Source organism: Kribbella sp. DT2, assembly GCF_049844575.1.
GTDB lineage: Bacteria > Actinomycetota > Actinomycetes > Propionibacteriales > Kribbellaceae > Kribbella.
Map to the genome: position 1 here is coordinate 188,350 of NZ_JBNCLH010000008.1, position 25,978 is coordinate 214,327.

The window sequence follows — 25,978 nt, forward strand, 5'->3', positions numbered from 1 at the left end:
GGGTGTCGGGGTGGACCTCGACACCCTGACCGACCGGTTCGGCGCGCAGCGCGCCGAACCGGTGCACGTCGGATGCTCCGGTGCGACCGTCGTACGGCTGGAGCGTGCGGGGGAAACCCTGTACTACAAGGCCGGTGCGGACGTCTCCGACGAGGCCGATCGGGTCGCCTGGCTGGGTGCGACCGGCTTCGGCAGTCCGCAACTGCTTGATCGAGGCAACGACTGGATGCTGACCTCCGCGTTGCCCGGACGGGACGCGTCGCAGCCGTGGCCGGCCGCCGAGCGGCCCGCCGTACTGCGAGCTGTTGCCGACTGCCTTCGGGAGCTGCACGCGCTGACCGGCTGCCCGTTCGTCTCGCCGTTCCCCGGCGCGGGGACCGTGGTCACGCACGGCGACTACTGTCTGCCGAACATCTTGGTCGACCCGGAGACGCTGCGGTTCACCGGCGTACTGGATCTGAGCCGGCTCGGCCTCGGGGACCCGTACGTCGACGTCGCGCTGATGACGATGAGCCTGTCCGGCGACCTCAACCCCCAGTACGGCGGCCCGCCGGCGGCGCGTTCGTTCGCGCTGGACTACGGGGCGGACCCGGAGGACGACCGAATCCCCTTCTACATCAAGCTCGACCAGAGCCCTTGAACGTGCGGCGGTAGGCGCTCGGGGTGGTGTGCAGGGCGGACTGGAAGCGGCGGCGGAGGTTGACCGCGGTGGAGAGGCCGACCTGGTGGGCGATGGTTTCGACGGGGAGGTCGGTCGTTTCGAGGAGTTGGCGCGTTCGGGCGATGCGTTGGGCGAGCAGCCACTGGCCGGGGGTGGTGCCGAGTTGTTCGGTGAAGCGGCGGGTGAGGGTCCGCGGGGATATCGAGGACTGAACGGCGAGGTCTTCGACGGTCAGCGGCTCGGACAACCGGTCGGAGGCCCAGTCGAGCAAAGGCGCGAGGGAATCGACGGCGGGGTTGGGCGTTTCGACGCGGTACTGGACCTGGCCGCCCTCGCGCTGAGGCGGCATCACCATCCGGCGCGCGACACGGGCGGCGTACGCGGCACCGTGGTCGGTGCGGACCAGGTGCAGGCACAGGTCGAGTCCGGTGCCCGAGCCGGCGCTCGTGGCGACGTCGCCGTGGTCGATGTAGAGCACATCAGGATCAACCCGTACGGCGGGAAAGCGGCGCTGCAGCTCCTCGCCGTACGCCCAATGTGTCGTGGCGGTTCGCCCGTCCAACAGACCCGTCGCGGCCAGAGCGAACGCGCCGGAGCAGATGCTCACCAGGCGGGCCCCACGCCGATGGGCTCGCTGGAGCGCACGAAGAACAGCCGGCGACGGCGCCTCGTCGATCGGCAACCACCCGGGCACGATCACCGTGTCGGCACGATCGAGCGCCCGCAGGCCCAACGGCACGAGCATCTCGAAACCGTTCAGCGTCGGCACCGCGCCGGGTTTCTCCGTACACACGCTGAAGCTGTAGTCGTCCCCCCGGAAAACTCCCGCCGCACACCCCAGCTCGAAGGTGCTCTGTGGTGCCTTCACCAGCGCGACCACCCGATGACTCGCCATGGCAGAAAAGTACCCGATAGAGACTTTCCTGACACTGTCGATCGGCCATCGTCACCGGCAGGCTGAAGCCCATGGACTTCGAATGGACCACGACGGCCGACGCCCCGACTCGCGAGCTCTTCCCCGGCATCCGCCTGCGATCGCTCTGGAAGAGCCCCGCCGGAGCGTCAGCCCACGTCCTTGAGATGGACCCCGGCTCGACGTGGCAGGGCATCGACGTGCACGAGCCGGGCCCCGAGGAGGTGTACGTCGTCGACGGCGTCTTCAACGACGGCCTCCGCGACTACCCGGCCGGCAGCTTCATCCACTGCCCGGCCGGCAGTCAGCACATCCCTCAGTCCACCGAGGGGTGCGCGATCTTCATCTTCTACCCCGAGGGCTAGTTCGACTCACGCAGTTCCGTCGGCGCACTGTGCACGGCCGGGATGGTCCCGAGCTTCCCGGCCTGGAAGTCTTCGAACGCCTGGACGACCTCGTCGCGCGTGTTCATCACGAACGGCCCGGCCATCGCGACCGGTTCGCGGATCGGGCGACCGCCCAGCACCAGGACGTCGAGGTTCGGCTCCGCCGCCGGCTGCGAGGTCGAGGCCGCCGTACGGATCCTGTCGCCAGGTCCGAACAGCGCGAGCTGTCCCTTCCGGAACGGACGCCGCTCGGCACCCACCGTGCCCTGTCCGGCCAGCACGTAGACCAGCGCGTTGTAGTCGGCCTGCCACGGCAGCACCATCTCCGCACCAGGGCTCACAGAGGCGTGCACCAGCGTGATCGGCGTGTGCGTCGACCCGGGCCCGTCGTGCCCGTCGACCGAACCCGCGATGACGCGGATCAGCGCGCCACCGTCCGGCGTCGACAGCAGCGCCGAGTCGCCACCGCGAATGTCCTGGTAGCGCGGCGCCGCCCACTTCTGCGCGGCGGGCAGGTTCACCCACAGCTGGATCCCGTGGAACAGCCCGCCGCTCAGCACCAGGTGCTCCGGCGGCGTCTCGATGTGCAGCAGTCCGGACCCGGCGGTCATCCACTGCGTGTCACCGTTGGTGATCACACCACCGTTGCCCTGCGAGTCCTGGTGCTCCATGATCCCGTCGAGCATGTAGGTGACGGTCTCGAAGCCGCGGTGCGGGTGCCACGGCGTGCCCTTCGGCTCGCCGGGCGCGTACTCGACCTCGCCCATCTGGTCCATGTGGATGAAGGGGTCGAGGTCCCGCAGGTCCACACCCGCGAAGGCCCGCCGTACGGGGAAGCCCTCGCCCTCGTACCCGGTCGGGGCCGACGTCACCGACCGGACCGCACGCTCGCGGGACCCGGCTGGGTCGGGCTGGTGGACGCGGGGCAGCACGGTGATGTCGCTGACGGTCACGGCAGGCATGAGGTCTCCTCGCTGAACAGGTAGTTCAAGAATAAACTAACTGGCCCAACCACAGCAAGAGCGCACACATTCCGGTACGACGAAGGGCCGGGCAATCGCCCGGCCCCTCGCGGCAGCAACCTCAGGCCTCGACGAGGTCCTTCTCGGCCGGCTTGGCCGGCTCGTCGACGCGCAGGGACTCGCCCTCGATGTCGACCTTGGGGGTGATCTTGTCCAGCCACTTCGGGAACCACCAGGCGCGGTCGCCGAGCAGCGAGAGCACCGCCGGTACGACGGTCATCCGGACCACGAACGCGTCGATCAGCACGCCGACGGTCAGCCCGAAGCCGATCGTCTTGATGATCGGGTCGTGCACCAGGATGAAGCCCGCGAACACCGCCGCCATGATCAGCGCGGCCGCGGTCACCACGCGGGCGCCGTGCCCGACACCGGCGATGGTCGCCTCGGTGGCGTGCTTGCCGTGCACGAACTCCTCCCGGACCCGGGACACGATGAACACCTCGTAGTCCATCGCCAGGCCGAACAGGATGCCCATCATGATGATCGGCAGGAAGCTGACCAGCGGCCCGGGGGAATCCACCCCGAACAGCGCCGCGCCCCAGCCGAGCTGGAAGACCCCGACGGTGATGCCGAACGTCGCGCCGATCGTCAGCAGGAAGCCCAGCGTCGCCTTCAGCGGGACCAGGATCGACCGGAACGCCAGCAGGAGCAGCAGGAACGACAACCCGATCACGACCAGCAGGTACGTCGGGAGCGCGTCGGTCAGCTTCTGCGAGACGTCGACCCCGATCGCCGTGTTGCCGGTGATCGAGATGTCCGCGCCGTTGACCGACAGCGGCTTCAACGAGTCGCGCAGGTCACCGACCAGGTCGCTGGTCTGCTCGCTCGCCGGACCGCTGGCCGGGATCACGCTGACCAGCCGGGTCGCGCCGTTCTCGCTGGCCGGGCCGGGCTGGGCCGCGACGATGTCCTTGAAGTTCTTGGTCAGTCCGAGCACCTGACCGACCAGCGCCTCGGACTGCTGGGCGTTCGGGGTCTTCACGACGACCACGAGCGGGCCGTTCGACCCCGGGCCGAAGGCGGCCGCGGACAGGTCGTACGCGATCCGCTGGTTCGAGTTCTCCGTCGCGGTCGCGCCGTCCGGCATCGCCAGCTGCATGTCCCGCACCGGCAGCGCCAGCGCGCCGAGCCCGAGGATGCCCAGGGCAACGATCGGGACCCGGAAGCGGGTCACCAGACGGGCCCAGCGGAAGCCGAAGCCCTCCTTGGTGGGAGCCGGCTCGGCGGCGTGGGCGCCGTGGTGGCGCAGCTTGCGGGGCAGCACGCGGTTGCCGACGAAGCCGAGCATCGCCGGAAGCAGCGTCAGGGCCACCAGTACGGCGGTCAGCACGGTCGCGGCCGCGGCCAGACCCATCGCGGTCAGGAACGGAACCCCGACCAGGCTCAGCCCGGCCAGCGCGATCACGACGGTCGCACCGGCGAACAGCACGGCGGAACCAGCGGTCGCCGTCGCCCGCGCGACCGACTCCTCCGGGTCCATCCCCTCGGCCAGCTGCGAGCGGTGCCGGGAGCTGATGAACAACGCGTAGTCGATGCCGACCGCAAGGCCGAGCATCAGCGCCAGGATCGGCGCGGTCGAGGAGACCTCGGTGAACGCGGTGACCAGGAACAGGCCCGCCATCCCGGCCAGTACGCCGATGAGTGCCGTCAGCAACGTCATGCCCGCCGCGACCAGCGACCCGAACGTGACGATCAGGATGATGGCCGCGATCGCGACCCCGATCACCTCGGTGCTGCCGATCTCCGGCGGCCCACCGACCACGGCGCCACCCGGGACGACCTGCAGGTCACCGGAGCTGAGCGAGTCCAACTCGTCGTACGCCGTGGTGCTCTCCTTGGAGAGCTGGTCCGCGGACTTGGTGAACGAGACCTGGATCAGTCCGGTCGAACCGTCCTGGCTGATCGCCTTCGCCGTGTACGGGTCGACGGCGCCGGCCACCTCGGGGACCTTCGCCACCTTCGCGACCGTGACGCCGACCGCGGCCTTCACCGCCGGGTCCATCAGCGTCTTGCCGGCCGGTGCCTTCACCACGACGCTGGCCGTCGCGCCGCTGGCAGCCGGCATGTCCTTGGCCAGGGCGTCGAGCGCGCGCTGCGACTCGGTGCCCGGGATCGAGAACGTGTTCGCGGTCTGGCCGCCCAGGGTCAGCGCGCCGACGCCGAGCAGGACCAGTACGAAGGTCCAGATCGCGGCGACGAGCCGCCGGCGTTGGTAGGAGAACCGGCCGAGCCGGTACAGGAGATTCGCCATCAGTCAGTACGTCCGTTTCGGGTGGTTCCGGGCGGGCAGGGGATTCAGGCGGGGCGGCCAGGTGGTCTCAGCAGGCGCCGGAGCGCCGTGTTGCAGAGCTCGAGCAGTTCGGTGTCGCTGCGCTCGCCCGGGTGCCGGCACTCGCCGAGCAGACCGTTGATGGCGAACTTGGCGACGTCGAGCTCCAGTTGGTCGGCGCTCTGGCCGGCCATGATCTCGGTGAGCCGGATGCCCTCGCCGATCAGCTCGGCGAACTCGGGCATGCCGTCCATCATCGGCAGGATGTCGGACAGTACGGCGATCAGCCCGCGGGCGCCGACCGCCAGCTCGCTGAACCGCACGATCGCCAGCTCCTGCGCCTCGTCCGCGGGCAGCTGCTCGGCCTCGCCGATGACCTCCTTGAGCGCCTGCTTGGACGGCTCCAGCGCGGCCGCCAGGACGGCGGCCTTGCCGTTGAAGTGGTAGAGCACGGTCGCCTTGGAACAGCCGGCCGCCGTCGCGATGTCCTGCAACGAGGTCGCGCTGTACCCCTTGCTCGCGAACAGCGCGACGGCCTGCTGCTCGATCTCCCGCCGGGTGCGCTCGCGGGCGGGGGTGCTCTCTGCCATGTCAACCAGCTTGCCTGACCGATCGGACAGTTTTCAACCGATCGGTCAGGTGTTGTGGGGCAGCTCACTCGGGGGCGTACTGCGATGTGGGGCGGAGGTGGGGGTGGTTGGGGTTGTTGGTTGGGTGCGGGGGTGGGGGGCTGGGGGCGAGGCAAGCTCGCGGAAGTGCGCGGGGTGGGGGTGTTGGTTGGGTGCGGGAGGGCGCGGGGCTAGGGGCGAGGCAAGCTCGCAGATGTGTGCTGGGTGAGGGGTCGCGAGCCTCTCGGGCGGTGGGCGTGAGAGGAGCCGTGCGGGGGTCGGGGGTCGGTATTTGCTGTGGCAGTTGTGGTTCGGAGGTGGTGGATGGGGGTGGGAGGTGTGGGGCGGAGGTGGTGCTGGTGGGTGGGAGGTGTGGGGCGGAGGTGGTGCTGGTGGGTGGGAGGTGTGGGGCGGAGGTGGTGGGTGTGGATCTGCGGTGCCTCGCAAGACTGACGTCGTGGCTGGTAGCGCGGGGTGTGGGCGGGCGGGCGTGGGCGGCACTCCGCGCGGGGTTGTCCGCCGGAGGCAGGACTCGGGGGCGGCCTCCCTCCCTGTCTTTCAAGTAGTTGCTGTCGACGTGGTGCTGGGTGGCGCTCGGGGGTGGGTGGAGGCGTGGCAGACTCCTGTGTTGTGACGGCTCAGGTTTTGGACGGTAAGGCGACGGCGGCGGCGATCAAGGACGAGTTGAAGGTCCGGGTGGCCAAGTTGGCCGAGCAGGGGATCGTTCCTGGGCTGGGGACGATTCTGGTCGGGGACGATCCGGGGAGCCGGGCGTACGTCGCCGGGAAGCATCGGGACTGTGCGGCGGTGGGGATCTCCTCGATCGAGGTCGTGCTGCCGGCCGACACGACGCAGGACGAGATCGCGGCGAAGGTTCGGGAGCTGAACGAGAACCCGGCCTGTACCGGGTTCATCGTGCAGTTGCCGTTGCCGAAGCACGTGGACACCAACGTGATTCTCGGGCTGATCGACCCGCTCAAGGACGCTGACGGGCTGCACCCGGTGAGTCTCGGCAAGCTGGTGCTCGGGCAGGACGGGCCGCTGCCCTGTACGCCGAAGGGCTGCGTCGAGATCCTGCGCCGGTACGACGTACCGATCGCCGGCGCGCACGTGGTCGTGGTCGGCCGCGGCGTCACCGCCGGGCGGCCGATGGGGCTGCTGCTCACCCGCAAGTCCGAGAACGCGACCGTCACCCAGTGCCACACGGGCACCAAGGACCTGGCCTCGGTGGTCCGCACCGGCGACATCGTGATCGCCGCCGCCGGTTCGGCCGGGCTGATCACGGCCGACATGGTGAAGCCGGGCGCGGTCCTGCTCGACGTCGGCACCAGCCGCAGCGCCGAGGGCAAGATCGTCGGCGACATCGACCCGGCGGCCCGCGAGGCCGCGGCCTGGATCGCGCCGATGCCCGGCGGCATCGGCCCGATGACCCGCGCGATGCTGCTCACCAACGTCGTCGAAGCCGCCGAAGCAGCCGCCGCATGACCGCCTCCACCATCAGACGGGCGGCCGGCTGATGGCGGCGGCGACCGAGCGGCGGAGCGAGTGGCCGTTGGCTGTCTGCACGCTGGCGGGGCTGGCAGGGCTGATCGTGCTGACGTTCTACAACTGGCGCAACGGGATCCTCATCTTCTCCGGCAGCGTCCTGCTGGCCGGACTGCTGCGCGTCGTACTGAGTGACGAGCAGGCCGGTCTGCTGCACGTGCGGGGTCGGATGTTCGACACCGCGCTGCTGCTCGGTGTCGGCGCCGCGATCCTGCTGCTGGGCCTGATCGTCCCGAACGGCTGACCGAACGGGCAGGCTCCGGAACCCGCGCCATCATTTCGCTCTCCTCACACGTCGTAGCCGGCCGGGAAGGGCAAGTACAAGGCGGTCTTCGTACGCCGGACGGTCAGCTGGTCTCGCTGAGGTTCGTGGTCGTCGACCAGGACGGCAACACCGCGACGCAGACCGTGCTGAACGCGTACCGGTTGCGCTGGACAAGGCGAAGGCCCCCAGGGACGTCCCTGGGGGCCTTCGTACGTGCTGGTGGGTCAGGCGATCAGGCCGAGGCCCTTGACCGCGTCGCGCTCCTCGCCGAGCTCCTTGGTGGTGGCGTCGATCTTGCCGCGCGAGAAGTCGTTGATCTCCAGGCCCTGGACGATCTCCCAGTTGCCGTCCTTGACGGTCACCGGGAACGACGAGATCAGACCCTCCGGTACGCCGTACGAACCGTCGGACACGACCGCCATCGACAGCCAGTCGCCGTCGGCCGAACCGCGCAGCCAGTCCCGGGTGTGGTCGATCGTCGCGGCCGCGGCCGAGGCGGCGCTGGACGAACCGCGCGCCTCGATGATCGCGGCGCCGCGCTTCTGCGTGGTCGGGATGAAGTCGTTCTCCAGCCAGGCCTGGTCGTTGATCAGCTCGGCCGCGTTCTTGCCGCCGACCTCGGCGTGGAAGATGTCCGGGTACTGCGTCGCCGAGTGGTTGCCCCAGATCGTCAGCTTCTTGATCTCGGTCACCGGCAGGCCGGTCTTCTTCGACAGCTGCGCCAGCGCGCGGTTGTGGTCCAGCCGGGTCAGCGCGGAGAAGCGCTCGGCCGGGATGTCCGGCGCGTTGCTCTTGGCGATCAGCGCGTTGGTGTTGGCCGGGTTGCCGGTGACCGTGATCCGGATGTCGTCGGCGGCGTGGGCGTTCAGCGCCTTGCCCTGGCCGGTGAAGATCGCGCCGTTGGCCTCGAGCAGGTCACCGCGCTCCATGCCCTTGGTCCGCGGCCGGGCGCCGACCAGCAGGGCGACGTTCGCGCCGTCGAAGATGACGTTCGGGTCGTCGCCGATCTCGACGCCGGCCAGCGTCGGGAACGCGCTGTCGTCGAGCTCCATCACGACCCCCTCCAGCGCCTTCAGCGCCGGGGTGATCTCCAGCAGCCGCAGCTCGACCGGGGTGTCCGGGCCCAGCAGTGCGCCGCTCGCGATCCGGAACAGCAGGCTGTAACCGATCTGACCGGCGGCGCCGGTGACGGCCACCTTCACGGGGGTAGTGCTCACGACACGCTCCTTGGGAACTCGACTGGCTGTACTTCGGACGCTAGCAACCCGCACGCGCCGTGGCGACGGTGGGGCCGGTGATTCCTGCCACCCCAGCCGTACCACTCCACCGCCCCCGGCCACCAGCTGGGAGGATGGCCGGATGGAGCGCAAGGTCGGGTCCGGTACGGCGACCGTCGAAGCCGCGGCCGACGGGACGTACGTCGTGCGGGTGGACGGCTCTCTGCAGTCTCAGGTCGACCTGGCCGACCCGGCGCAGCTCAGCTTCGAGTACATGCGGCGGATCGGCGACGTGGTGGACGCGGTCGCGGCGCGCAAGCAGCCGATCTCGGTGCTGCACGTCGGCGGCGCCGGGCTTTCGCTGCCCCGGTACGTCGCCGTCACGCGCCCGCGCTCGCGGCAGATCGTGCTCGAACCGGACGAGGACCTGACCGAGTTCGTGCGCGAGGCGCTGCCGTTGCCGAAGCGGTCCGGGATCAAGGTGCGTCCGGAGACCGGCCGGGCCGGGATCACCGGCGTGTACGAGGACTCGGTCGACCTCCTGGTCGTCGACGCGTTCGTGCGCGAGGCCGTCCCGGAGAACCTGGTGACCCGCGAGTTCGCCGCCGAGTGCGCGCGGGTGCTGCGGCCGGGCGGCGTACTGGTGCAGAACCTGATCGACGGCTCGTCCGGCCTGGGCTTCGTCCGCCGAGTGGCCGCGACCGCGCGCGAGACCTTCGGCGAAGGCGTCGTCCTGGCCGAGCGGAAGGTCCTGCGCGGAAAGTCGTTCGGCAACGTCGTCCTGGTCGCCTCCCGGCAGCCGGTGCCCGACCTGACCGCCGCCGGGCGGCGCTCGCAACCGCCGTACGAGGTGATGCCGCTGGGCGAGCTGGCCGGCAAGGCCGAGCCGCTGACCGACGGCGAGACCTTCGTGTCCCCGGCGGCACCGTCGGGAACCTTCGGCTAACTGAACAATTCGGCGTCAGCTTCGCCCGTGCGCGGCCTCGGTGGCGTCTACTGTGGGCCGGTGGCCGACGTTCGAGTTTCCGCGCTGACCTACTACCCGGTGAAGGGGCTGGCCGGCGTGTCCGTCGACCGCGCCGAGATCGGTCCCACCGGGCTGAAGCACGACCGCAGCTTCATGCTCGTCGGCCCCGACGGCGCGTTCTACAGCCAGCGCAGCCTGCCCGCGATGGCGCCGCTGCGGGTCGAGGTGCTCGACGACGGCCTGCGACTCTCGGACGGGCGGGACCAGCTCGAGATCGAGATCGCGTACGACGGGAAGCGGCGCGACGTGAGCCTGTTCGCCAAGTGGTTCGGCGCGGGCGTGGCGCAGGACCCGGCGGCCGACGCGTGGTTCACCGAGCGGCTCGGGAAGGCGGCGACGCTGGTCCGCGTCACGCCGGAGCACGAGCGCCCGGGCTGGGGCGTCAACCCCGGGCAGACCGGGTTCGGTGACGCGCACGCGCTGCTGATCACCTCGCTGGCCTCGCTCGACGAGCTGAACGCGCGGATCGTGGAGTCCGGCGGCGAACCGATCCCGATGAACCGCTTCCGGCCGAACCTCGTCGTCGCGGGCTGGACCGAGCCGCACGCCGAGGATCGTGTGCTGCGGGCCGCCGCGGGTTCGCTGGAGCTCGGGTACGCCGCGCGGGCGATCCGCTGCGCCGTGCCGACCGTGGACCAGGTGACCGGTCGCAAGACCGGTCCGGAGCCGACGCGGACGCTGGCCAGGTACCGGCGCGAACCGGCGTACGGCGGTGGTGTCAGCTTCGGGATGAAGGCCGCGGTGCTGACGCCGGGCGTGGTCTCGGTGGGCGACACCTTCGCCGTGGGGGAATGGCTGCCTGAAGGTCCCGACCCGGCGCCGCTGAGTCGGTAGTCTCGTCGCACCTGCTGACCCTGGGGAGTCACCGTGCGACGGATTGTAGTGCTGGCGCTTCTGCTTGCCGCTTTGACGGCTCCCACTGCGGTTGCCGAGAGCAACAACCAGGTGCTGACCGCCGGGCGGACCCCGGGCCAGGCGGCGTACGACGTCCGGCTGGCCGCTGACGCCGGCGGCACGACCTGGACCGGGCGGGAGCAGATCACCTTCACCAACACCGGCGACACGCCGCTGGGCGAGGTGTACCTGCGGCTGTGGGGCAACGCGTGGGACGGCTGCAAGTCGCCGGTGAAGGTCAGCCGCTTCGAGGGCGGGACCGCGGCCGCGCCGACGGTGAACTGCACAGTGGTCAAGGTCGACCTGAAGAAGCCGCTGCGGCCGGGGCAACGCGGCTCGGTCGCCTTCGACGTCACGATGACGGCGCCGGCGCGGACCGAGCGGTTCGGCCGCTCGGGCGCGTACAGCTTCTTCGGCAACGCCCTTCCCGTGCTGGCCGTGCGCGACCAGGCCGGTTGGCACCTGGAGCCCGACGTCGGCATCGGCGAGAGCTACTACACGCTCGCCGCCGACTTCACCGTCCGCCTCGACCACCCGGCCGGCCTGGTGGTCCCGGCGACCGGCACGGTCAGCAGCTCACGTCGTACGACGACGATCTCGAAGGCCAAGCAGGTCAGGGACTTCGCCTGGGCCGCGGGGCCGTTCCAGCAGGCGACGACCAAGTCGCCGGGCGGCATCACGATCCGCACGTCGTGGACCGGCGTCGTCACGGCCGGCGCGGTCAAGGACGCCCAGACCCGGGCCGCCGCCGCGATCGACGACTTCGGCCGCCGCTTCGGCAAGTACCCGTACGGCGAGGTCGACCTGGTGCTGAACGACCGCTGGGAGTCCTTCTCCGGCATGGAGTACCCCGGTCTCGTCCTCCTGGTCGCGCCGCCGAACGAGGAGGGCCCGGTCGTGCACGAACTCGCCCACCAGTGGTTCTACGGCATCGTCGGCAACAACGAGTACGCCGACCCGTGGCTCGACGAGTCCTTCGCCGTCTACGCGTCGTACGTCCACACCGGCGACACCCAGCCCAACTGCTGGCCCGGCCGCCTGGACCACCTGATCACCAACGACATGGGCTACTGGCAACGGACACCCGACTGGTCGTCGTACGTCTACTTCTACGGCGGCTGCATGCTCGCCGACCTCGAACGCACCCTCGGCACCGAGCCGATGGCCAAGCTGCTCAAGTCCTACACAGCAGCCCACTGGTACGGCGTAGCCACCCCCGAAGCCTTCAAGTCAGCCGCCCAAGCCGCCACGACCAAAAACCTCACCCAGTTCTGGACGAACCATTCGGTCGGTTAGTCCCACCACCCACCCCCGACAGCTCCAACAAGCCCACTCCCATCACGACCACCACGACGTGACCGCGACCCCCACGTGACCGCGACGCGACCCGACGGCCGAGCCTGCCCCGCCCCCATCACACTTTGTGCACCGGCCAGCCACGATTTCGCTGTTCACGTGACTGGTTCGTGCTCAAAGTCGCCTTCGTCGCCGGATGCCTGGGCTTGTTGCGTCCGAAAAAGGGTGCGCTACAGGCCACGGTTGTCCGGACGCTGGCGGCTGCGTCCCCGGTCGGCCATCCGGTGGCTGACGCCTTGATGCACGACTGACGCCTTGTTGGACGACTGGCGCGATGTACCGGGGCAGTCGTGGGGTTTGGAGGCAGTCGTGCGTCGCGGACAGTCCTGCGGGGCGGGGTCGGTCGTGCGGGGCGACGAGATCGCGGCTGCGGGACGGGTTCAGCCCGCGGGACGCGGGTGGTACGGGGGGTCGCGCGTGCGGGACGGCGGGGCCGTACATGCGGGCCGGGACGGCAGAGATGCGTTCGCCAGTGGGGACTGGTGGGAGGCCGTCAGTTGCCATGGGTTAGGCGGGGACGTTCACCGAACTGCCTGAGCAGTACACCTAGAGCAGGGCGATGAGGGTGTAGAGGGCGGGGGCGCTGAACATCACCAGGAGGAGCCAGGCGACCATGCGGTGGCCTGGTTTGGCGCGGTCGAGGGACGAGGCGAAGGCCAGGACGGCGCCTTCCTCGGTGTGGCGGCTCAGGCCCATCCGTTTGGCCTCGCCGGGGCGGTTGTCGGGGCGTTCGTCGGCCAGCGCGTCCGGAGGGATCCCGAACAGCGCAGGCCGGGCCGGATCGAGATCGTCGCGCTCCCCGGACATCCGGCCTCCCACGGATCGGTGGAGGCTCAAGCTAACCCCGCGAACGTTGTCGGCTCAAGCACCTTTCCCCATGGTCTCACCTAGTCGAAGTCGACGACCCACCCGACACGATTGGCCTTCGACAGGCACAGGATCACCTGGGTGGCGCAGTACTCGTAGTCACCGCGACCGACTCCGAGCTCCTTCAGTCCACAGTTGAAGATCGTGCCCGAGCTCTCCGACTTCAGCTTGTCGAACGCTGACTTGGCGCTCATGTCCTTGCCGCCGGCCGCCGCTTTGGAGTTGCCGGTCGCGGAGACCTGGCCGCTCTCAGCGCGCTCCTGAGCCTCTCCGCCGGCGCCATGGTCAAGGCCGGTGTTGTTGCGCAGCGGGGCGCAGCCGCGCTCCTGGCGGGCGTTGTCGACCAAGCTGAACAGCTCGCGCTCCGCGCCGCTCTGGTCGCCGCCGTCCTTCGGCGGTTCCGGCGTCGTCGGGTCGTCCGTCGGCGTCCGGGTCGGCGTCTTGGTTGGTCGCGGGTCCTGCGTCTCGGTGCTCGGTGGCGGCGCGGTCGTCGTACCCGAGGTCGGCGGGTCGGTCGGGCCGTCCGACGGCGTCACCGTCGGGTCCGTCGTGCCCGGGGTGCCAGGCGTCTCGCCGGGCGTCGGCGTCTCACCCGGTGTCGGCGTCTCGCCTGGCGTCGGGGTCTGCCCCGGCGTCGGCGGAGTCGACGGTACGGCGGTCGGCGGGGCGTCCGTGGTGTCGACCGCGGGGTCCGTCGACGCGGTGATGTACGTGTCGTCGTCGCGCGTGACGTACGGGACGGACGCGTCGGCCTGGTCGCTCTGCGGCTGGTGCAGCAGGATCCAGGAGATCGGGGTGATCACCAGGATCACGGATGCGATGGCGATCAGCGGACGGCGGATCCGCGACGGTTGCGGAGCGGCCCTTCTGCTGCGCCGGCGCCGAGCGGTGGCTCCGGGCTCTGACATTACGTGCGTGTTCCCTTCACGGTCGCCCCCAAGACGTGCCTCATTCGTCTCGCGGTGAGGTCGCCGGGCGCCTGTGAGGGACGCCGAGCGAAGTGCAAGGACGGATCTACCCGCTGCTGCTACCGGCCAAGCGGCCGGCGGCTGTTGCTGTTCGACAAACCGCACCGGCCGGACGGTGGAGCGACGACAAAACATTGTCCTGACAAAATCACCAGGGCGTGTCGCGCTCGACAAGCCGGCCGTGGATCAGTTGCTGACGCGCCCGAAGTCCTGGACCCAGCTGCCCGGGCCCCACTCCGACTTGACCTGGCCGTCGTCGTACCCGATGCCGATCCGGTTGAACTTGCAGTTCAGGATGTTCGCGCGGTGGCCTTCGCTGTTCATCCAGCCGTTGAAGACACGCTGCGCGGTGGAGTAGCCGGCGGCGATGTTCTCGCCCCAGCCGTTGCCGTGGAACCCGGCCGCCGAGATCCGGTCGCCCGGGTCCTGACCGTCGGGGTTGGTGTGGTCCATGTAGTGCCGTCGGACCATGTCCGACGCGTGCCGGCCGGCCGCCTCGACCAGGCTGTCGTCCAACTGCAGCGGGCGGCAGCCCTGATTGCGCCGGGCCGCGTTGGTCAGGTCGAGCACCTCGCGCTCGATCGAGCTGGTGCCGCCTCCACCCGACGGGGGCGGCGGCGGGTCGTCCGGCGTCGTCGGGTCGTTCGTCGGCGGCCGCGGCGTCTTGGTGGTCGACTTCGTGGTCGACGGCTTCGGCTTCACGGTCTCACCGGCGACCGTCGGCCGACCGCTCGGCTTCACCGTCACCGTGACGACGCCGCCCGGCGCGGAGGTGACCACGGTGGTCGGCGCGTCGGTGGCCGTCGACGTGGTGGTCGACTCGGCCGATCCCAGCGCCGGCGTACCGGTCGGGGCGATCGTGGTGGTGACGCCGTTCGGCAGCGTCTTGGTGACGGTCACGAGCGGCTTGCCGGGAGGTGCGGAGGTGTCGTCGACGGCCGCGGGGCCGGAGTCGTCCTCGGAGACGTTGAGGACCTTGGTCTGCCCGTCGGCGACGTCCGAGCCGTCGCGGTGCGACATCAGGTAGACCACGGGTCCGATGGCCAGCAACACCGACAGGGCGCTCACGACCGGGCCGATCAGGCCTCGGCTGCGTTTGCGCGCTGCTCTTCTGCTCCGGTGTCGCCCAGGGGTTGGCGAGTCCGTCATGGGTGGGCGAATCCTCTTCGTTTTCGTTCGTACCGAGTCGTCCGTCGATCCCCGCGTAGCTCCAGGCCCCCCTGGTTACCGAACAGTGACCTTAACCGACCGGCAAGGCCACTGTTACAAACGCTCGTTCGGTCTTAACGAACCCCGAAGATTCGCACTACCCGCCGAAGTCCTGGACCCAGCTGCCGTTGCCCCAGTCGGACTTGACCTGCCCGCTGTCGTACCCGACGCCCATCATCGAGTAGCTGCAGTTGAGCATGTTCTTGCGGTGGCCCTCGCTGTTCATCCAGCCCTTCACCACGGCCGCCGCGGAGCTGTAGCCGACGGCGATGTTCTCGGCCATCGAGCCGCCCTTGAACCCGGCGGTCTTCATCCGGTCGAACGGGCTGCGCCCGTCCTGGCTGTTGTGGTCGAAGTAGTGGTTGTCGACCATGTCGGCGGCGTGGTCCTCGGCCGCCCGGGCCAGCGCGCTGTTCGTACGCAGCGGTCCGCAGCCGGCCTTCTGGCGCTCGTTGTTCGTGAGCTGCAGGACCTGGTTCTCCATCGTGCCGCCGACCGGGGCCGGCTTGGTCGTGGTCGGCTTCGGCGTACTGGTGTGGCTCGGCTTCGGCGACGACTTCGTCGGTGTGGGCGTCGGCTTCGGCGTCCGCGTGGTGCCGCGGCTCGGCGCCGTGGTCGACCGGGTCGGCGACGGCGTCACGCTGGGCGTCCTCGACGGGGTCTTGCTCGGCGTCACGGTCGAGGTGAGGCTCGGGGTCGGCGTCGGCGTCGGCGTGGGCTGCGCGTCGTCCGTGGGCGGGGTGTCGGTCGCGACGATCAGCGGCTCGTCCTGGCTGGAGGGTGCGGCAGTCTTGCCGTCCCGGGTGAGGTACCACCCGCCACCCGCGACCAGCCCGAGGACGACGAGGGCCGCGAGCACGGGTCCGGCCACGCCGCGCCGTTTCGCGCGCCGAGGACCTTGGTGGCCTGGGACTTCGTCGTACGGAGTGTTGGACACCCGAGGCAACGTAGCGGAGATCAACTGCGGCGACGAGCCCTTGTGACGAAGGACGTTCCGGCCCTTACAGACCTTTGACGTACTAGCGTTCAGCCCTAGTCCACAATTCTGGAGAGGACCTCATGCACGTAGTCGTCGGTGCGGGGCCAGTTGGTACGGCGGTCGCGCGGTTGCTGGTCGACCGAGGAGAAGAGGTCAAGCTGGTCACCCGGCGGGGGAGTGGGCCGGATCTTCCAGGACTCACCAAGGTGGCCGCGGACGCGTCGGACCCGGCGGCGTTGAGCGTGGTCGCGGACGGTGCGAGCACGCTGCTGAGTTGTGGAGGCCCGCCGTACCCGCAGTGGGTCTCGTTGTGGCCGAAGCTTGGTGCGTCGTTGGTCGCGGCGGCGGAGAAGACCGGCGCCGTACTGGTCACGACCGGAAACCTCTACCCGTACGGCGATCCGGTCGGGCCGATGCGCGAGCAGGACCCGGACCGGCCGAACTCGGCGAAGGGCGAGGTCCGCGCGAAGGTGTGGGCCGACGCGCTGGCAGCTCACCGTGCCGGACGGATCCGTACGGCGGAAGTGCGCGGCTCGGACTACCTGGGCGCGGGTGCGGTGTCGTTCTTCACCGTGGGCGTGCTGCCCGGACTGCTGAAGGGCAAGCAGGTCGCGGTGCCCGCGGACCTGGACGCGTTGCACAGCTGGACGGCGATCGACGACGTCGCGCGGACGATGCTGGCGGTCGCCGGCGACGAGAACGCGTGGGGCCGGACGTGGCTGGTGCCGACCGCGCCGCCGGTGTCGATCCGGGACCTGTCGGCGCACGCGGCCCGGCTGGCCGGCCTGCCGGCGGCACGGGTGACCGAGATGCCGAGCGCGGTGCTGTGGCTCGGCGGGTTGTTCAACCCGCAGGCGAAGGAGATCCGGGAGCTGCAGTACCAGTTCCGCAAGCCGTTCGTGCTCGACTCGACGGAGGCCGAAGAAGCCTTCGGCATCCAGCCGGTCGAGACCGAGGTCGCGCTGCACGCGACCGTCGAAGCGGCCCAGAAGTAACGGGCCCCAGAAGTAACGGCACACCAGTGGGGCCGGCCCACCAGCACGAGGTGGGTCGGCCCAGGGCCGCGTCGCTAGCAGCGGGCGATGACGATGTCCGCGACGACCTTCCAGCCGAGGCTGCGGTACAGCCTCAGGCCGTCGATCGACGCGATCAGGATGCCGCGCTTGGCGCCGTGAGCCGCCGCGGTCTCGACCAGCGACGCCATCACGGCGCTGCCGAGGCCGCGCCGCCGGTGCTGCGGGTCGGTCTCGATCCGGTCCGCCACGGCGTCCTCGCCGACCACCGCCATCCGGCCGCTCGACACCACGCCGCCGTGCACGGTGGCGCGGCAGACGATCAGGTCGGACTCGAGCTCGGTGTGCAGCGCGTACCGGTCGTTCAGCTGCAGGGCCGGCTGCTCCGACAGCTGGATGGTCATCAACCAGTCCTGCTCGCGCTGCACCTCCAGCCCGAGGTCCTCGAACTGGTCGACCCGCGCCTCCCGGTCGTCGGTGGCCAGCGTGATCCAGCCGGCGCCCCGGCCACCACCGGCAGCCATCGCCAGCTCGGCCGCACGCTCGACCCGTTCCGGTTTGTCGTCCGCGTCGAGCACGACGTACTCCATGGCGCGGTTGTCCTCACCCGCGCGCACGGTCAGGATCCCGTCGTTGTCGTCCTCGACCTTGGTCCAGCCCCTCGACACCGACCACCCCGCCTGCCAGCGGCGGACGAGCTCCTCACGATCTCTCACCTGTCGATTCAAGCAGCCCTGGCGCCGGACGGCGAGGGGAACTGGTGTCGCCAGGCGAACAAATCCGCCTCACACTGTGGACGTCTCGCTCAATCGGCCACGTTTTCCAGCAGTTTCCGGTAGTCGGGGTGTTCCGTGGCGAGCAGGTCGAAGCTGATCAGATCCTCGTACGTGCCGTCGCGGCGCGCGCTCGCGGAGCGGGCCAGGCCGGTGCGGACGAAACCGTTGACCTCGGCCACGTGCGCTGACGCGGTGTTCGGCGCGGCGGCGTACAGGACGAGGCGGCGCCGGCCGAGCCCGCCGTCGTCGAGCGGCGTGAACGCGTGCTTGATCGCGAGCCCGACCGCCGCCGACATCACGCCGCGGCCGCGGGCGTCCGGGTGGCCCCAGTAGCCGATCTCGGCGATCGTCGGGTCGTTGCGGTTACGCAGGTCGAACGCGCTGACGTTGCCGAGCAGCTCGTCGGTCTCCGGGTCCGCGATCGCCCAGGAGACGCCGTCGCCGTCGGCGGCCCAGCTGATCCGGCCCTCGATGAACCCGTGCGCGTCGTCCAGCCCGTACGGCGACGGCAGGCCGGCCAGCCAGAGCTTGGTGCGCTCGTCGTTGCACGCGGCCATCACCCGCTCGGCGTCCGTCGGCACCAGCGGGCGCAGGCGGACGCCGTTGCTCTCGATCACCGGGATGTCCCACCAGTGGCCCTGCGGCTCGAGGTCATCGTCGGGGGTTACCGACGCGACCCACTCGTCCCGCCGTACGCCGCGCTGCAGGCCTTCCTGCGGCATCGTCACCAGCGACCGGAACCCGGCCTTCCAGGCGACCCGCCGTGAACCCCAGTTGCCGACGTACGCGCGCCAGATCACCCGGCTCCAGCCGAGCCGGTCGAACGCGTACCGGACCACGAGCTTGACCGCCCGCGTCATCACGCCGTTGCCGCGGGCCCACGGCGCCGCCGCGAACCCGACCTCGCCGACGCCGCCGCGGCCGTCGCGCAGGTCGATCGTGCCGGCGTACCGGCCGTCGTACTGGATCGCCCAGGCGTAGGAGCTGCCGTCGGCCCAGTTGGCCGGGATCTGCTCGGTCAGGAAGCTGACCGCGTGCTCCTGCAGGTAGGGGACCGGGATGGTCGTCCAGCGCTGCATCTCCGGGTCCTGGCACGTCTCGTACGCCGGGCCGATGTCGGCGGCCGTGTGGGCGCGCAGGGTGACCGGGCCGTCGGTGAGCACCGGGACGTCGTCGGGGAATCGCATACCCGAAGCGTGACGCCCGGAACAGTCGATGGGCAACGGCATTTCGGGCCAGGCGCACAGGAAGCAACACTTTCCCACTGCGCCGCGGCGGCGCAGACCGTAGTCTGTGCGTGTGAACGCTGCCGGAAACGCCGAACCGACCCGCGGCCGGGGCGGTCAGCTGGCTGCCCAGCGGCAGGCCACGATCGTTGCCGAGGTCAACAGCCGGGGCGCGGTCACGGTCGCCGAGCTGGTCGACCGGTTCGGGGTCTCGGACATGACGATCCGCCGCGACCTGGACGCGCTGGACTCCAGCGGCCTGCTGCACAAGGTGCACGGCGGCGCGACGTCGGTCGGGCTGCGCAGCGCGCACGAGCCCGGGTTCGACGCGAAGCTGACGCAGGAGTCGGGCGCCAAGCAGGCCATCGCCGCCGAGGCCGCGCGTCGCGTCCGGCCGGACAGCGCGATCGGTATCGGCGCCGGTACGACGACGTACGCGCTGGCGCGTCAGCTGCTGCGCGTCGAGAACCTGACCGTCGTGACGAACTCGGCGCGGATCGCCGACGTGTTCCACGGCAACGGCCGCTCGGACCGCACCGTCGTACTGATCGGCGGCATCCGTACGCCGTCGGACGCGCTGGTCGGCCCGATCGCAACAGCCGCGCTGCAGTCGCTGCACCTCGACATGCTGTTCCTCGGCGCCCACGGCGTCGACGCCGAGCACGGCCTCAGCACCCCGAACCTGATGGAGGCCGAGACGAACCGGTCCTTCATCGCCGCCAGCCGCGAGGTCGTCCTGGTAGCCGACCACACCAAGTGGGGCACGGTCGGCCTGAGTACCTTCGCTACCTGGAACGACCTCGACGTCGTAGTCACCGACACGGGCCTCACCCCAGCAGCCCGCAAGTCCACGCGAGACACCGGCTGCGAACTGGTACTGGCCGCCGGCTAGAGGCGAAGCAAGCTCAGCCACCCGCGCCGCAGGTCACCAGTGCCGCAGCTCGCCCGCGCCGCGGCGGAGCCGCAGGCGCTTCGGGGCGAGCGTGCCCCCACCCCCCACCCGCCCCACCCCCATGGGCGCGCCTGGGATGGGGGCCTGGGCTGAGGTCCGCTGCAATGCGGCCGGAAGAGTCGCAAGGGCGGAGGGCCGCTGCGGCCGGAGAAAAGCAAGGTGCGCCATGCAGCGGTGCGTGGAGCCGCAGCCCACCCGGGCCGCATGCGGCGCCGCAGGTCATCCGTGCGGCGGCGGAGCGGCAGGTCATCCGTGCCGGTGTAGCCGCAGCCCATCCGCGCCGCGGCGGAGTCGCAGGGGCTTCGGGGCGGGCGTGCCCCCCACCCCACCCCATGCACGAACCGGTGTGGGTTAGTGCAGCTTCGATGCCCCTGCGGATGGGGTTGCCGCGAGGGAGGTGGGTGCGCGGAAGCCGTTGTCGGCGAAGGCCTTTTCGATGGCTGTGAAGGTTTTGTCTGCTTCGGATGTCTCGACCAGGGCGATGATGCAGCCGCCGAAGCCGCCGCCGGTCATGCGGGCGCCGAGGGCTCCTGCGGACAACGCGGTGTCGACGGCGACGTCGAGCTCGGGGACGGTGATCTCGAAGTCGTCGCGGAGGGAGGCGTGGGACGCGGTGAACAGTGGGCCGACGTCGCGCAGCCGGCCGGCGTGCATCAGGGCGACCGCGTCTTCCACCCGCCGGATCTCGGTCACCACGTGTCGCACCCGGCGCCGGTCGACGTCCTCGGGGAGCTTCGCCAGGGCAGCGTCCAGTTCCTCGAAGGCGATCGAGCGCAGTGCCGGTACGCCGAGAAGCTCGGCCGCGTTCTCGCAGCTCTTCCGCCGCGCGGCGTACTCGCCGTCGACGTGGCGGTGCGGAGCCTTCACGTCGATCACCAGCAGCGTGAGCCCGTCGGCCTCGGGGTCGAACGGGATCTGCGTCGTCGACATCGCGCGGATGTCGAAGTACAGCGCGTGCCCGGCGGTGCAGCACATCGACGCCATCTGGTCCATCAGCCCGACCGGCGCACCGACGTACTGGTTCTCAGCTTTCTGCGCCAACCGCGCGACCTCGGCGGGGTCGACCTCGATGCCCCGCAGGCCGAGCAGCGCGACGCCGGTCGCGCAGAGCAGCGCGGCCGACGACGACAGGCCGGCGCCGGTCGGCAGGTCGGAGTCGACGAACAGGTTCGCGCCGCCGATCGGGTAGCCGGACTCGCGCAGGATCCACGCCATGCCCGCCGGGTACGTCGCCCAGTCGGTGACCGAACCGGGCCGCAGCGAGTCGAGAGCGAACTCGACGACCGCGTCCTGCCCGTTCGACGAGACCGCGACGATGCCGTCCTCACGCGCTGACGCGGTGACGGAGATCTGGTTCGGCAACGCGATCGGCAGCACCAGGCCGTCGTTGTAGTCGGTGTGCTCACCGATCAGGTTGACCCGGCCGGGAGCCCGCCAGGCGCCGTCCGGCGTCGTACCGAAGACCTCTTCGAACGTGCTCATGCGCCGACCTTACGGAGAGTCTCGGCGACATCCTCGGGCCGGGTGTCCGAGATGAAAGCACCCATGCCCGACTCCGAACCCGCCAGGTACTTGATCTTGTCCGCGGCCCGGCGGATCGACAGCAGCTCGAGGTGCAGGTACCCGAGCTCGCGGTCGACGCGAACGGGAGCCGCGTGCCAGGCGGCGATGTACGGCAGGCGGTCGTCGTACAGGCCGTCGAAGCGGCGCAGGACGTCGAGGTACAGCTGGACGAAGTCGTCGCGCTCGGTGTCGGTCAGCTCGCTGATGTCGGCGACCTGGCGGTGCGGGTAGAGGTGCACCTCGACGGGCCAGCGGGCGGCCTCCGGCACGAACGCGGTCCAGTTCGCGTTCTCGGCGACGATGCGGCGGCCGTCCTTGCGCTCGGCGGCCAGGATGTCGGCGAACAGGTTGCCGCCGGTCGCCTCGAAGTGCTCGCGGGCGCGGGCCATCAGCGTCCGCATCCGCGGCGGGAGGAACGGGTAGGCGTAGATCTGGCCGTGCGGGTGGCTCAGTGTGACGCCGATCTCCCGGCCGCGGTTCTCGAACGGGAAGACGTACTCGACGTCCGGCCGGGCGCTCAGCTCGGCGACCCGGTCGGCCCAGGCCTCGACGACCAGCCGGGCCTGGCCCTGCGACAGGTCGGTGAACGACTTGGTGTGGTCGCTGGTGAAGCAGACGACCTCGGTCCGGCCGGGGCCGGCGAACGACGGGAACCGGTTGGCGAAGACGGCCACGTTGTAGTCGTGGTCGGGGATCTCCGTCGGGTTGTCCGGCGTACTGGCGTCGAGCGGGCACTGGTCGGCCGGCGGCAGGTAGGTCCGGGTGTTGCGATGGGTGGCGAAGGTGATCACGTCGCCGGTGAGCGGGTCGGTCCGCAGATCGACCTGCGGTTTCGGCGCCGCCAGGTCGCGGGTGTCGGCCGGCGGGACCCGCGGCGGAGCGTCGGCCGGGTCGTAGTAGATGAGGTCCCGGCCGTCGGACAGCTTGGTGTCTGTCCGTCGCGCGCCACGCATCGTCATGCGAATGATCATAAACCAACAGAATTGAACATGCATGGTGCGACCCGGCGCCGCTACTCTGGATCGATGGACGTCGCCCTACTTCCGCGTCCTCTCCCGTGCCGGAGAGGACGCTAGGAACTCCCAGCTCATGAACGAGACCCTGCTCAACATCGTTTTGATCTTCGTCTTCGTGCTGATCGGTGGTGTGTTCGCCGCCGCCGAGATGGCCCTGGTCTCCCTGAGGGAGAGCCAGATCAAGTCGATCGCCACCCGAGGCCGGCGCGGCGAGACCGTCGCCCGGGTCGCCGCGAACCCGAACCGTTTCCTGTCCGCCGTGCAGATCGGCGTCACCCTGATGGGCTTCCTGTCCGCCGCCTTCGGTGGCGCGACACTGGCCGACGGGCTGGCACCGCACCTGGAGGACCTCGGCCTGCCCGAGTCCGTCGCCAGCACCGTCGCGCTGGTGCTGATCACGGTGGCCATCTCCTACGTGTCGATCGTGATCGGTGAGCTGGCGGCCAAGCGGCTCGCGCTGCAGCGCGCCGAGGTGTTCGCGCTCGGCCTGGCCCCGCTGGTCGACCGGATCGCCTCGGCCGTCCGGCCGGTGATCTGGCTGCTGTCCAGGTCCACCGACCTGGTCGTCCGCGCGCTCGGCGGCGACCCGAACGCCAACCGTGAGGTGATGAGCGACGAGGAGCTGCGCGACCTGGTGTCCGGGCACGAGTCGCTCGGCGAGGAGGAGCGCCGGATCGTCGACGACGTCTTCGAGGCCGGCGGCCGGCAGCTGCGCGAGCTGATGCTGCCGCGGACCGAGGTGGACTTCGTCGACGCCGAGATGCCGGCGTACAAGGCGGTGAAGTTCGCCGCCGAGCGGCCGCACTCGCGCTACCCGGTGATGAACGGCTCGGCCGACGACATCGTCGGGTTCGTGCACGTGCGCGACCTGTTCGACCCGGCGGTCGCGTCGCGGTCGGTCCGGGTCGGCGACCTGGCCCGCGATGTCCTGATGCTGCCGGACACCGCGAAGCTGCTGCCGACGCTGACCGAGATGCGCCGGCGCTCGACGCACCTGGCGATCGTGCTCGACGAGTACGGCGGCACCGCCGGCATCGTCACGCTCGAGGACCTGGTCGAGGAGCTGATCGGCGACATCAAGGACGAGTACGACGAGGAGGCGGGCGAGACCACCCGTCTGCGCAGCGGTGACGTCGAGGTCGACGGCCTGCTCAACCTCGACGACTTCGCCGACGAGACCGGTGTCGAGCTGCCCGACGGGCCGTACGAGACCGTCGCCGGCTTCCTCGCCGCCCAGCTCGGCCGCGTTCCCACGGTCGGCGACGAGGGCGCCGTCGACGGCTACAACATCACCGTCACCGAGATGGACGGCCGCCGCGTCGCCCGCGTCCGGGTGCACCAGGTCGCCACCGAGGATGTCAGCTAGACCGGTACGAGGGCTGGTGCCTTCTCCTCGAGCAGATTGCTCCTGGCGAGGACCACCAGCCCTCCGGCGGTGAAGCCGAGGCCCTGGAAGACCAGCACCGGGATGATGCCGACGACCTCGCCGAGCAGGCCGGAGGCGACGATGCCGACGAGCACCGCGAGTCCTTCGGCGGCGAACAGCGCGCCGAAGACGCGGCCTCGTGACGCGTCGTCGGTGAGCCGCTGCACCACGGTCATCGAGGCGGCGACGACGAACGCGCCCGGGAGACCCACCGCGACCATCAGTACGTACGCCGGCGTCAGGCCGTCGTAGAACAACGGGTAGCAGAACAGCGCCAGGTCGATCAGCCCGAACAGCACCGCCCCCACACCCCACAGCTTCGCTGCCGCGAAGCGCGCTCCGACCGCCGCCGCGACCAGCCCGCCGACGATCCCGCCGACCGCCTGCGCCGACACGATCAGTCCGTACGCCGTACCGTCGCCGCCCAGCTCGGAGCTCACGAACGGCGCGAACAACGTACTCATCGCGCCCTCACCGACGCCGGTCACCAGCCCGAAGACGAACACGATCCGCATCGCCTTGCTGCTCAGGCAGATCCGCAACCCGTCGGTCCACTCGGTCTTCAACCGCTGCACCGCGCCGGAGGTCCGTTCGCGCACCACGGCCACGGCCCGGTGCTTCACGCCGATCAGCAAGCCCATCGCCAGGAGGTAGGTCGCCGCATCGACGGCCGCGAGCAACGGCAGCCCACCCGCCGCGGCCAGGACTCCGCCGACTGCGGCCCCGACGAGCCGGGCGATGTCGTTGCTCTGACTGTTCAACGCGTTCGCCGTCACGAGCTGCCGCGGATCCACCAGGTGCGGCACCAGCGACTGCTCGGCCGGCCGGAAGAACTGTTGCAGGCAACTCTGCGCGAACACGATCACGTAGATCACCCACAACCCGCTCTCGTCCCGTACGGCGAGCAGCGGCAGCAGCACGATCGCGTGCAGCAGGTTGACCACGATCATCGTCCGCCGCCGGTCCCACCGGTCGACGAACACCCCGGCCAGCGAACCCAGCACCACCAGCGGCACGAACGACGCCAGCAGCAACCCGCCGGAGGCCAGCGTCGAGCCGGTGAGCGTGTACACGTGGAAGGCGAGCCCGGTCCGCAGGATCCAGTCGCCGGTCAGCGAGATCAGCCCGGCGCTCAGCACTAGCCGGTAGTCGCGGCGCCGGACGAGCACCGCCCACAGGTCCCTCATGAGTCCCCCTCGGGAAGCACGCTGACGATCCGGGTGATGTCGACCAACCGGCTGCCCGGTGGCCGGGTGGACTTGTCGTCGATCGGCCGCTCCTCGGCGTACCGCTGCAGCAGGGCGCTGACCTGTTCCTCGAGCTCGGCCAGCTCCTCGCCCGTCAGGTAGACGCCGGTGTGACTGATGCCCGAGTTCTCGACCAGTACGTCGGGCTCGGTGCGCCGCCGCTGCTGCCAGTCGGCCAGGTTGTTCAGCGCCCGCTCGGCGATCAGCTGCTCGAGAATGTCCGCGGCCGCCGCGCCTTCGCCGGTCAGCCGCGCACTGCGCCAGGTCTGCGAGGTGGACACGAGTCGCCACGGACGCTCGCGGTTGTCCTTGCCGGGCGCCGGCTCGACGAAGTCGTACTTCGCCAGCTGCCGCAGGTGGTGCGACGCCAACGCCTGGCTGATCCCCAGCCGCCGGGCCGCGTCGGCCGCGGTCAGCGGACCTTCTTTGCCCAGCAGCGCCTGCAGGTCGAGCCGCACCGGGTGCGCCATCGCCCGGATCGCCAGCGGATCGTCCAGCAACCGCCGCCGACGAGGATCCTCAGATTCCAAAGACATGCTTGGAATATGCGGCAGACGACGGACGATGTCAAGC

The 25,978-nt window shown here is 70.3% G+C and carries 25 protein-coding genes; 10 read left to right on the top strand and 15 right to left on the bottom strand.

The genetic code is table 11. The annotated features are described in order from the left end of the window. Positions 1-10 precede the first annotated feature (10 nt). Positions 11-640, top strand: a complete 630-nt coding sequence (locus tag ACLQ2O_RS30915; RefSeq protein ID WP_425838368.1) for a phosphotransferase — start codon at positions 11-13, stop codon at positions 638-640. Here the strand turns inward: ACLQ2O_RS30915 and ACLQ2O_RS30920 are convergent. Further along, positions 618-1,556, bottom strand: coding sequence for a helix-turn-helix domain-containing protein (locus ACLQ2O_RS30920; protein WP_425838371.1), 939 nt, complete (start codon positions 1,554-1,556; stop codon positions 618-620). The genes ACLQ2O_RS30915 and ACLQ2O_RS30920 overlap by 23 nt on opposite strands. Positions 1,557-1,627: 71 nt before the next feature. Between ACLQ2O_RS30920 and ACLQ2O_RS30925 the strand changes: the two genes are divergently transcribed. Continuing rightward, positions 1,628-1,939: a cupin domain-containing protein gene (locus ACLQ2O_RS30925; protein ID WP_425838374.1), complete on the top strand. Its 312-nt coding sequence runs from the start codon at positions 1,628-1,630 to the stop codon at positions 1,937-1,939. Here the strand turns inward: ACLQ2O_RS30925 and ACLQ2O_RS30930 are convergent. From ACLQ2O_RS30930 to ACLQ2O_RS30940, 3 genes are all read right to left on the bottom strand, one after another. Further along, positions 1,936-2,922: a pirin family protein gene (locus ACLQ2O_RS30930; RefSeq protein ID WP_425838377.1), complete on the bottom strand. Its 987-nt coding sequence runs from the start codon at positions 2,920-2,922 to the stop codon at positions 1,936-1,938. The two genes, ACLQ2O_RS30925 and ACLQ2O_RS30930, sit on opposite strands and share 4 nt — an antisense overlap. Positions 2,923-3,043: 121 nt before the next feature. Next, on the bottom strand, positions 3,044-5,233 hold the full coding sequence (locus ACLQ2O_RS30935) for an MMPL family transporter (protein ID WP_425838380.1): 2,190 nt from the start codon (positions 5,231-5,233) through the stop codon (positions 3,044-3,046). 44 nt (positions 5,234-5,277) lie between these two features. Then, positions 5,278-5,841, bottom strand: a complete 564-nt coding sequence (locus ACLQ2O_RS30940; protein ID WP_425838382.1) for a TetR/AcrR family transcriptional regulator — start codon at positions 5,839-5,841, stop codon at positions 5,278-5,280. A 648-nt stretch (positions 5,842-6,489) separates the two neighbouring features. Between ACLQ2O_RS30940 and ACLQ2O_RS30945 the strand changes: the two genes are divergently transcribed. Both ACLQ2O_RS30945 and ACLQ2O_RS30950 read left to right on the top strand, forming a co-directional pair. Beyond that, a complete protein-coding gene (locus ACLQ2O_RS30945) occupies positions 6,490-7,344 on the top strand; it encodes a bifunctional methylenetetrahydrofolate dehydrogenase/methenyltetrahydrofolate cyclohydrolase (RefSeq protein WP_425838385.1) in 855 nt (284 codons plus the stop codon). A 31-nt stretch (positions 7,345-7,375) separates the two neighbouring features. Beyond that, the gene (locus ACLQ2O_RS30950; RefSeq protein ID WP_425838388.1) at positions 7,376-7,648 is read left to right on the top strand and encodes a DUF3017 domain-containing protein; all 273 of its coding nucleotides are present in this window, start codon (positions 7,376-7,378) and stop codon (positions 7,646-7,648) included. 245 nt (positions 7,649-7,893) lie between these two features. Here the strand turns inward: ACLQ2O_RS30950 and ACLQ2O_RS30955 are convergent, their stop codons facing one another. Further along, positions 7,894-8,886 carry a malate dehydrogenase gene (locus ACLQ2O_RS30955; protein WP_425838391.1) on the bottom strand — a complete coding sequence of 331 codons (993 nt, stop codon included), beginning with the start codon at positions 8,884-8,886 and terminating at the stop codon, positions 7,894-7,896. A gap of 142 nt (positions 8,887-9,028) precedes the next feature. On the opposite strand from ACLQ2O_RS30955, the gene ACLQ2O_RS30960 reads away from it, so the two are divergent. From ACLQ2O_RS30960 to ACLQ2O_RS30970, 3 genes are read left to right on the top strand one after another with little or no spacing between them, the layout of a single operon-like run. Continuing rightward, the gene (locus tag ACLQ2O_RS30960; protein WP_425838394.1) at positions 9,029-9,832 is read left to right on the top strand and encodes a spermidine synthase; all 804 of its coding nucleotides are present in this window, start codon (positions 9,029-9,031) and stop codon (positions 9,830-9,832) included. Positions 9,833-9,892: 60 nt separating this feature from the next. Beyond that, positions 9,893-10,747: an MOSC domain-containing protein gene (locus ACLQ2O_RS30965; protein ID WP_425838397.1), complete on the top strand. Its 855-nt coding sequence runs from the start codon at positions 9,893-9,895 to the stop codon at positions 10,745-10,747. Between the two features lie 33 nt (positions 10,748-10,780). Continuing rightward, positions 10,781-12,103, top strand: coding sequence for a M1 family metallopeptidase (locus ACLQ2O_RS30970; RefSeq protein ID WP_425838399.1), 1,323 nt, complete (start codon positions 10,781-10,783; stop codon positions 12,101-12,103). 606 nt (positions 12,104-12,709) lie between these two features. Here the strand turns inward: ACLQ2O_RS30970 and ACLQ2O_RS30975 are convergent. From ACLQ2O_RS30975 to ACLQ2O_RS30990, 4 genes are all read right to left on the bottom strand, one after another. Next, on the bottom strand, positions 12,710-12,970 hold the full coding sequence (locus ACLQ2O_RS30975) for a hypothetical protein (RefSeq protein ID WP_344175178.1): 261 nt from the start codon (positions 12,968-12,970) through the stop codon (positions 12,710-12,712). Positions 12,971-13,050: 80 nt separating this feature from the next. Further along, positions 13,051-13,938: a hypothetical protein gene (locus ACLQ2O_RS30980; protein ID WP_425838403.1), complete on the bottom strand. Its 888-nt coding sequence runs from the start codon at positions 13,936-13,938 to the stop codon at positions 13,051-13,053. A 246-nt stretch (positions 13,939-14,184) separates the two neighbouring features. Next, on the bottom strand, positions 14,185-15,147 hold the full coding sequence (locus tag ACLQ2O_RS30985; RefSeq protein ID WP_425838406.1) for a CAP domain-containing protein: 963 nt from the start codon (positions 15,145-15,147) through the stop codon (positions 14,185-14,187). A 157-nt stretch (positions 15,148-15,304) separates the two neighbouring features. Further along, entirely contained in the window at positions 15,305-16,144 is an 840-nt protein-coding gene (locus tag ACLQ2O_RS30990; RefSeq protein WP_425838409.1) for a CAP domain-containing protein, read from the bottom strand. A 122-nt stretch (positions 16,145-16,266) separates the two neighbouring features. Here ACLQ2O_RS30990 and ACLQ2O_RS30995 point away from each other — a divergent pair, with 122 nt between their 5' ends. Further along, positions 16,267-17,181, top strand: coding sequence for an NAD-dependent epimerase/dehydratase family protein (locus ACLQ2O_RS30995; protein WP_425838412.1), 915 nt, complete (start codon positions 16,267-16,269; stop codon positions 17,179-17,181). A gap of 74 nt (positions 17,182-17,255) precedes the next feature. On the opposite strand, the gene ACLQ2O_RS31000 is transcribed toward ACLQ2O_RS30995, so the two are convergent. Next, the gene (locus ACLQ2O_RS31000) at positions 17,256-17,915 is read right to left on the bottom strand and encodes a GNAT family N-acetyltransferase (RefSeq protein WP_425838415.1); all 660 of its coding nucleotides are present in this window, start codon (positions 17,913-17,915) and stop codon (positions 17,256-17,258) included. An 89-nt stretch (positions 17,916-18,004) separates the two neighbouring features. Continuing rightward, positions 18,005-19,162 carry a GNAT family N-acetyltransferase gene (locus tag ACLQ2O_RS31005; RefSeq protein ID WP_425838418.1) on the bottom strand — a complete coding sequence of 386 codons (1,158 nt, stop codon included), beginning with the start codon at positions 19,160-19,162 and terminating at the stop codon, positions 18,005-18,007. Between the two features lie 112 nt (positions 19,163-19,274). On the opposite strand from ACLQ2O_RS31005, the gene ACLQ2O_RS31010 reads away from it, so the two are divergent. Continuing rightward, positions 19,275-20,093, top strand: coding sequence for a DeoR/GlpR family DNA-binding transcription regulator (locus ACLQ2O_RS31010; RefSeq protein WP_425838421.1), 819 nt, complete (start codon positions 19,275-19,277; stop codon positions 20,091-20,093). 411 nt (positions 20,094-20,504) lie between these two features. Here the strand turns inward: ACLQ2O_RS31010 and galK are convergent, their stop codons facing one another. Together galK and galT are read right to left on the bottom strand one after the other, a co-directional pair. Beyond that, complete coding sequence (galK, locus tag ACLQ2O_RS31015; protein WP_425838423.1) at positions 20,505-21,635, bottom strand: galactokinase; 1,131 nt, start codon at positions 21,633-21,635, stop codon at positions 20,505-20,507. Then, positions 21,632-22,675, bottom strand: a complete 1,044-nt coding sequence (gene galT / locus ACLQ2O_RS31020; protein WP_425838426.1) for a galactose-1-phosphate uridylyltransferase — start codon at positions 22,673-22,675, stop codon at positions 21,632-21,634. Before galT ends, galK begins: the two co-directional genes overlap by 4 nt. 130 nt (positions 22,676-22,805) lie before the next feature. Between galT and ACLQ2O_RS31025 the strand changes: the two genes are divergently transcribed. Beyond that, a complete protein-coding gene (locus ACLQ2O_RS31025) occupies positions 22,806-24,098 on the top strand; it encodes a hemolysin family protein (RefSeq protein ID WP_425838429.1) in 1,293 nt (430 codons plus the stop codon). On the opposite strand, the gene ACLQ2O_RS31030 is transcribed toward ACLQ2O_RS31025, so the two are convergent. Both ACLQ2O_RS31030 and ACLQ2O_RS31035 read right to left on the bottom strand, forming a co-directional pair. Then, a complete protein-coding gene (locus ACLQ2O_RS31030) occupies positions 24,095-25,345 on the bottom strand; it encodes an MFS transporter (protein ID WP_425838432.1) in 1,251 nt (416 codons plus the stop codon). The genes ACLQ2O_RS31025 and ACLQ2O_RS31030 overlap by 4 nt on opposite strands. Then, positions 25,342-25,941: an ArsR/SmtB family transcription factor gene (locus ACLQ2O_RS31035; RefSeq protein ID WP_425838435.1), complete on the bottom strand. Its 600-nt coding sequence runs from the start codon at positions 25,939-25,941 to the stop codon at positions 25,342-25,344. Before ACLQ2O_RS31035 ends, ACLQ2O_RS31030 begins: the two co-directional genes overlap by 4 nt. Positions 25,942-25,978: the final 37 nt, after the last annotated feature.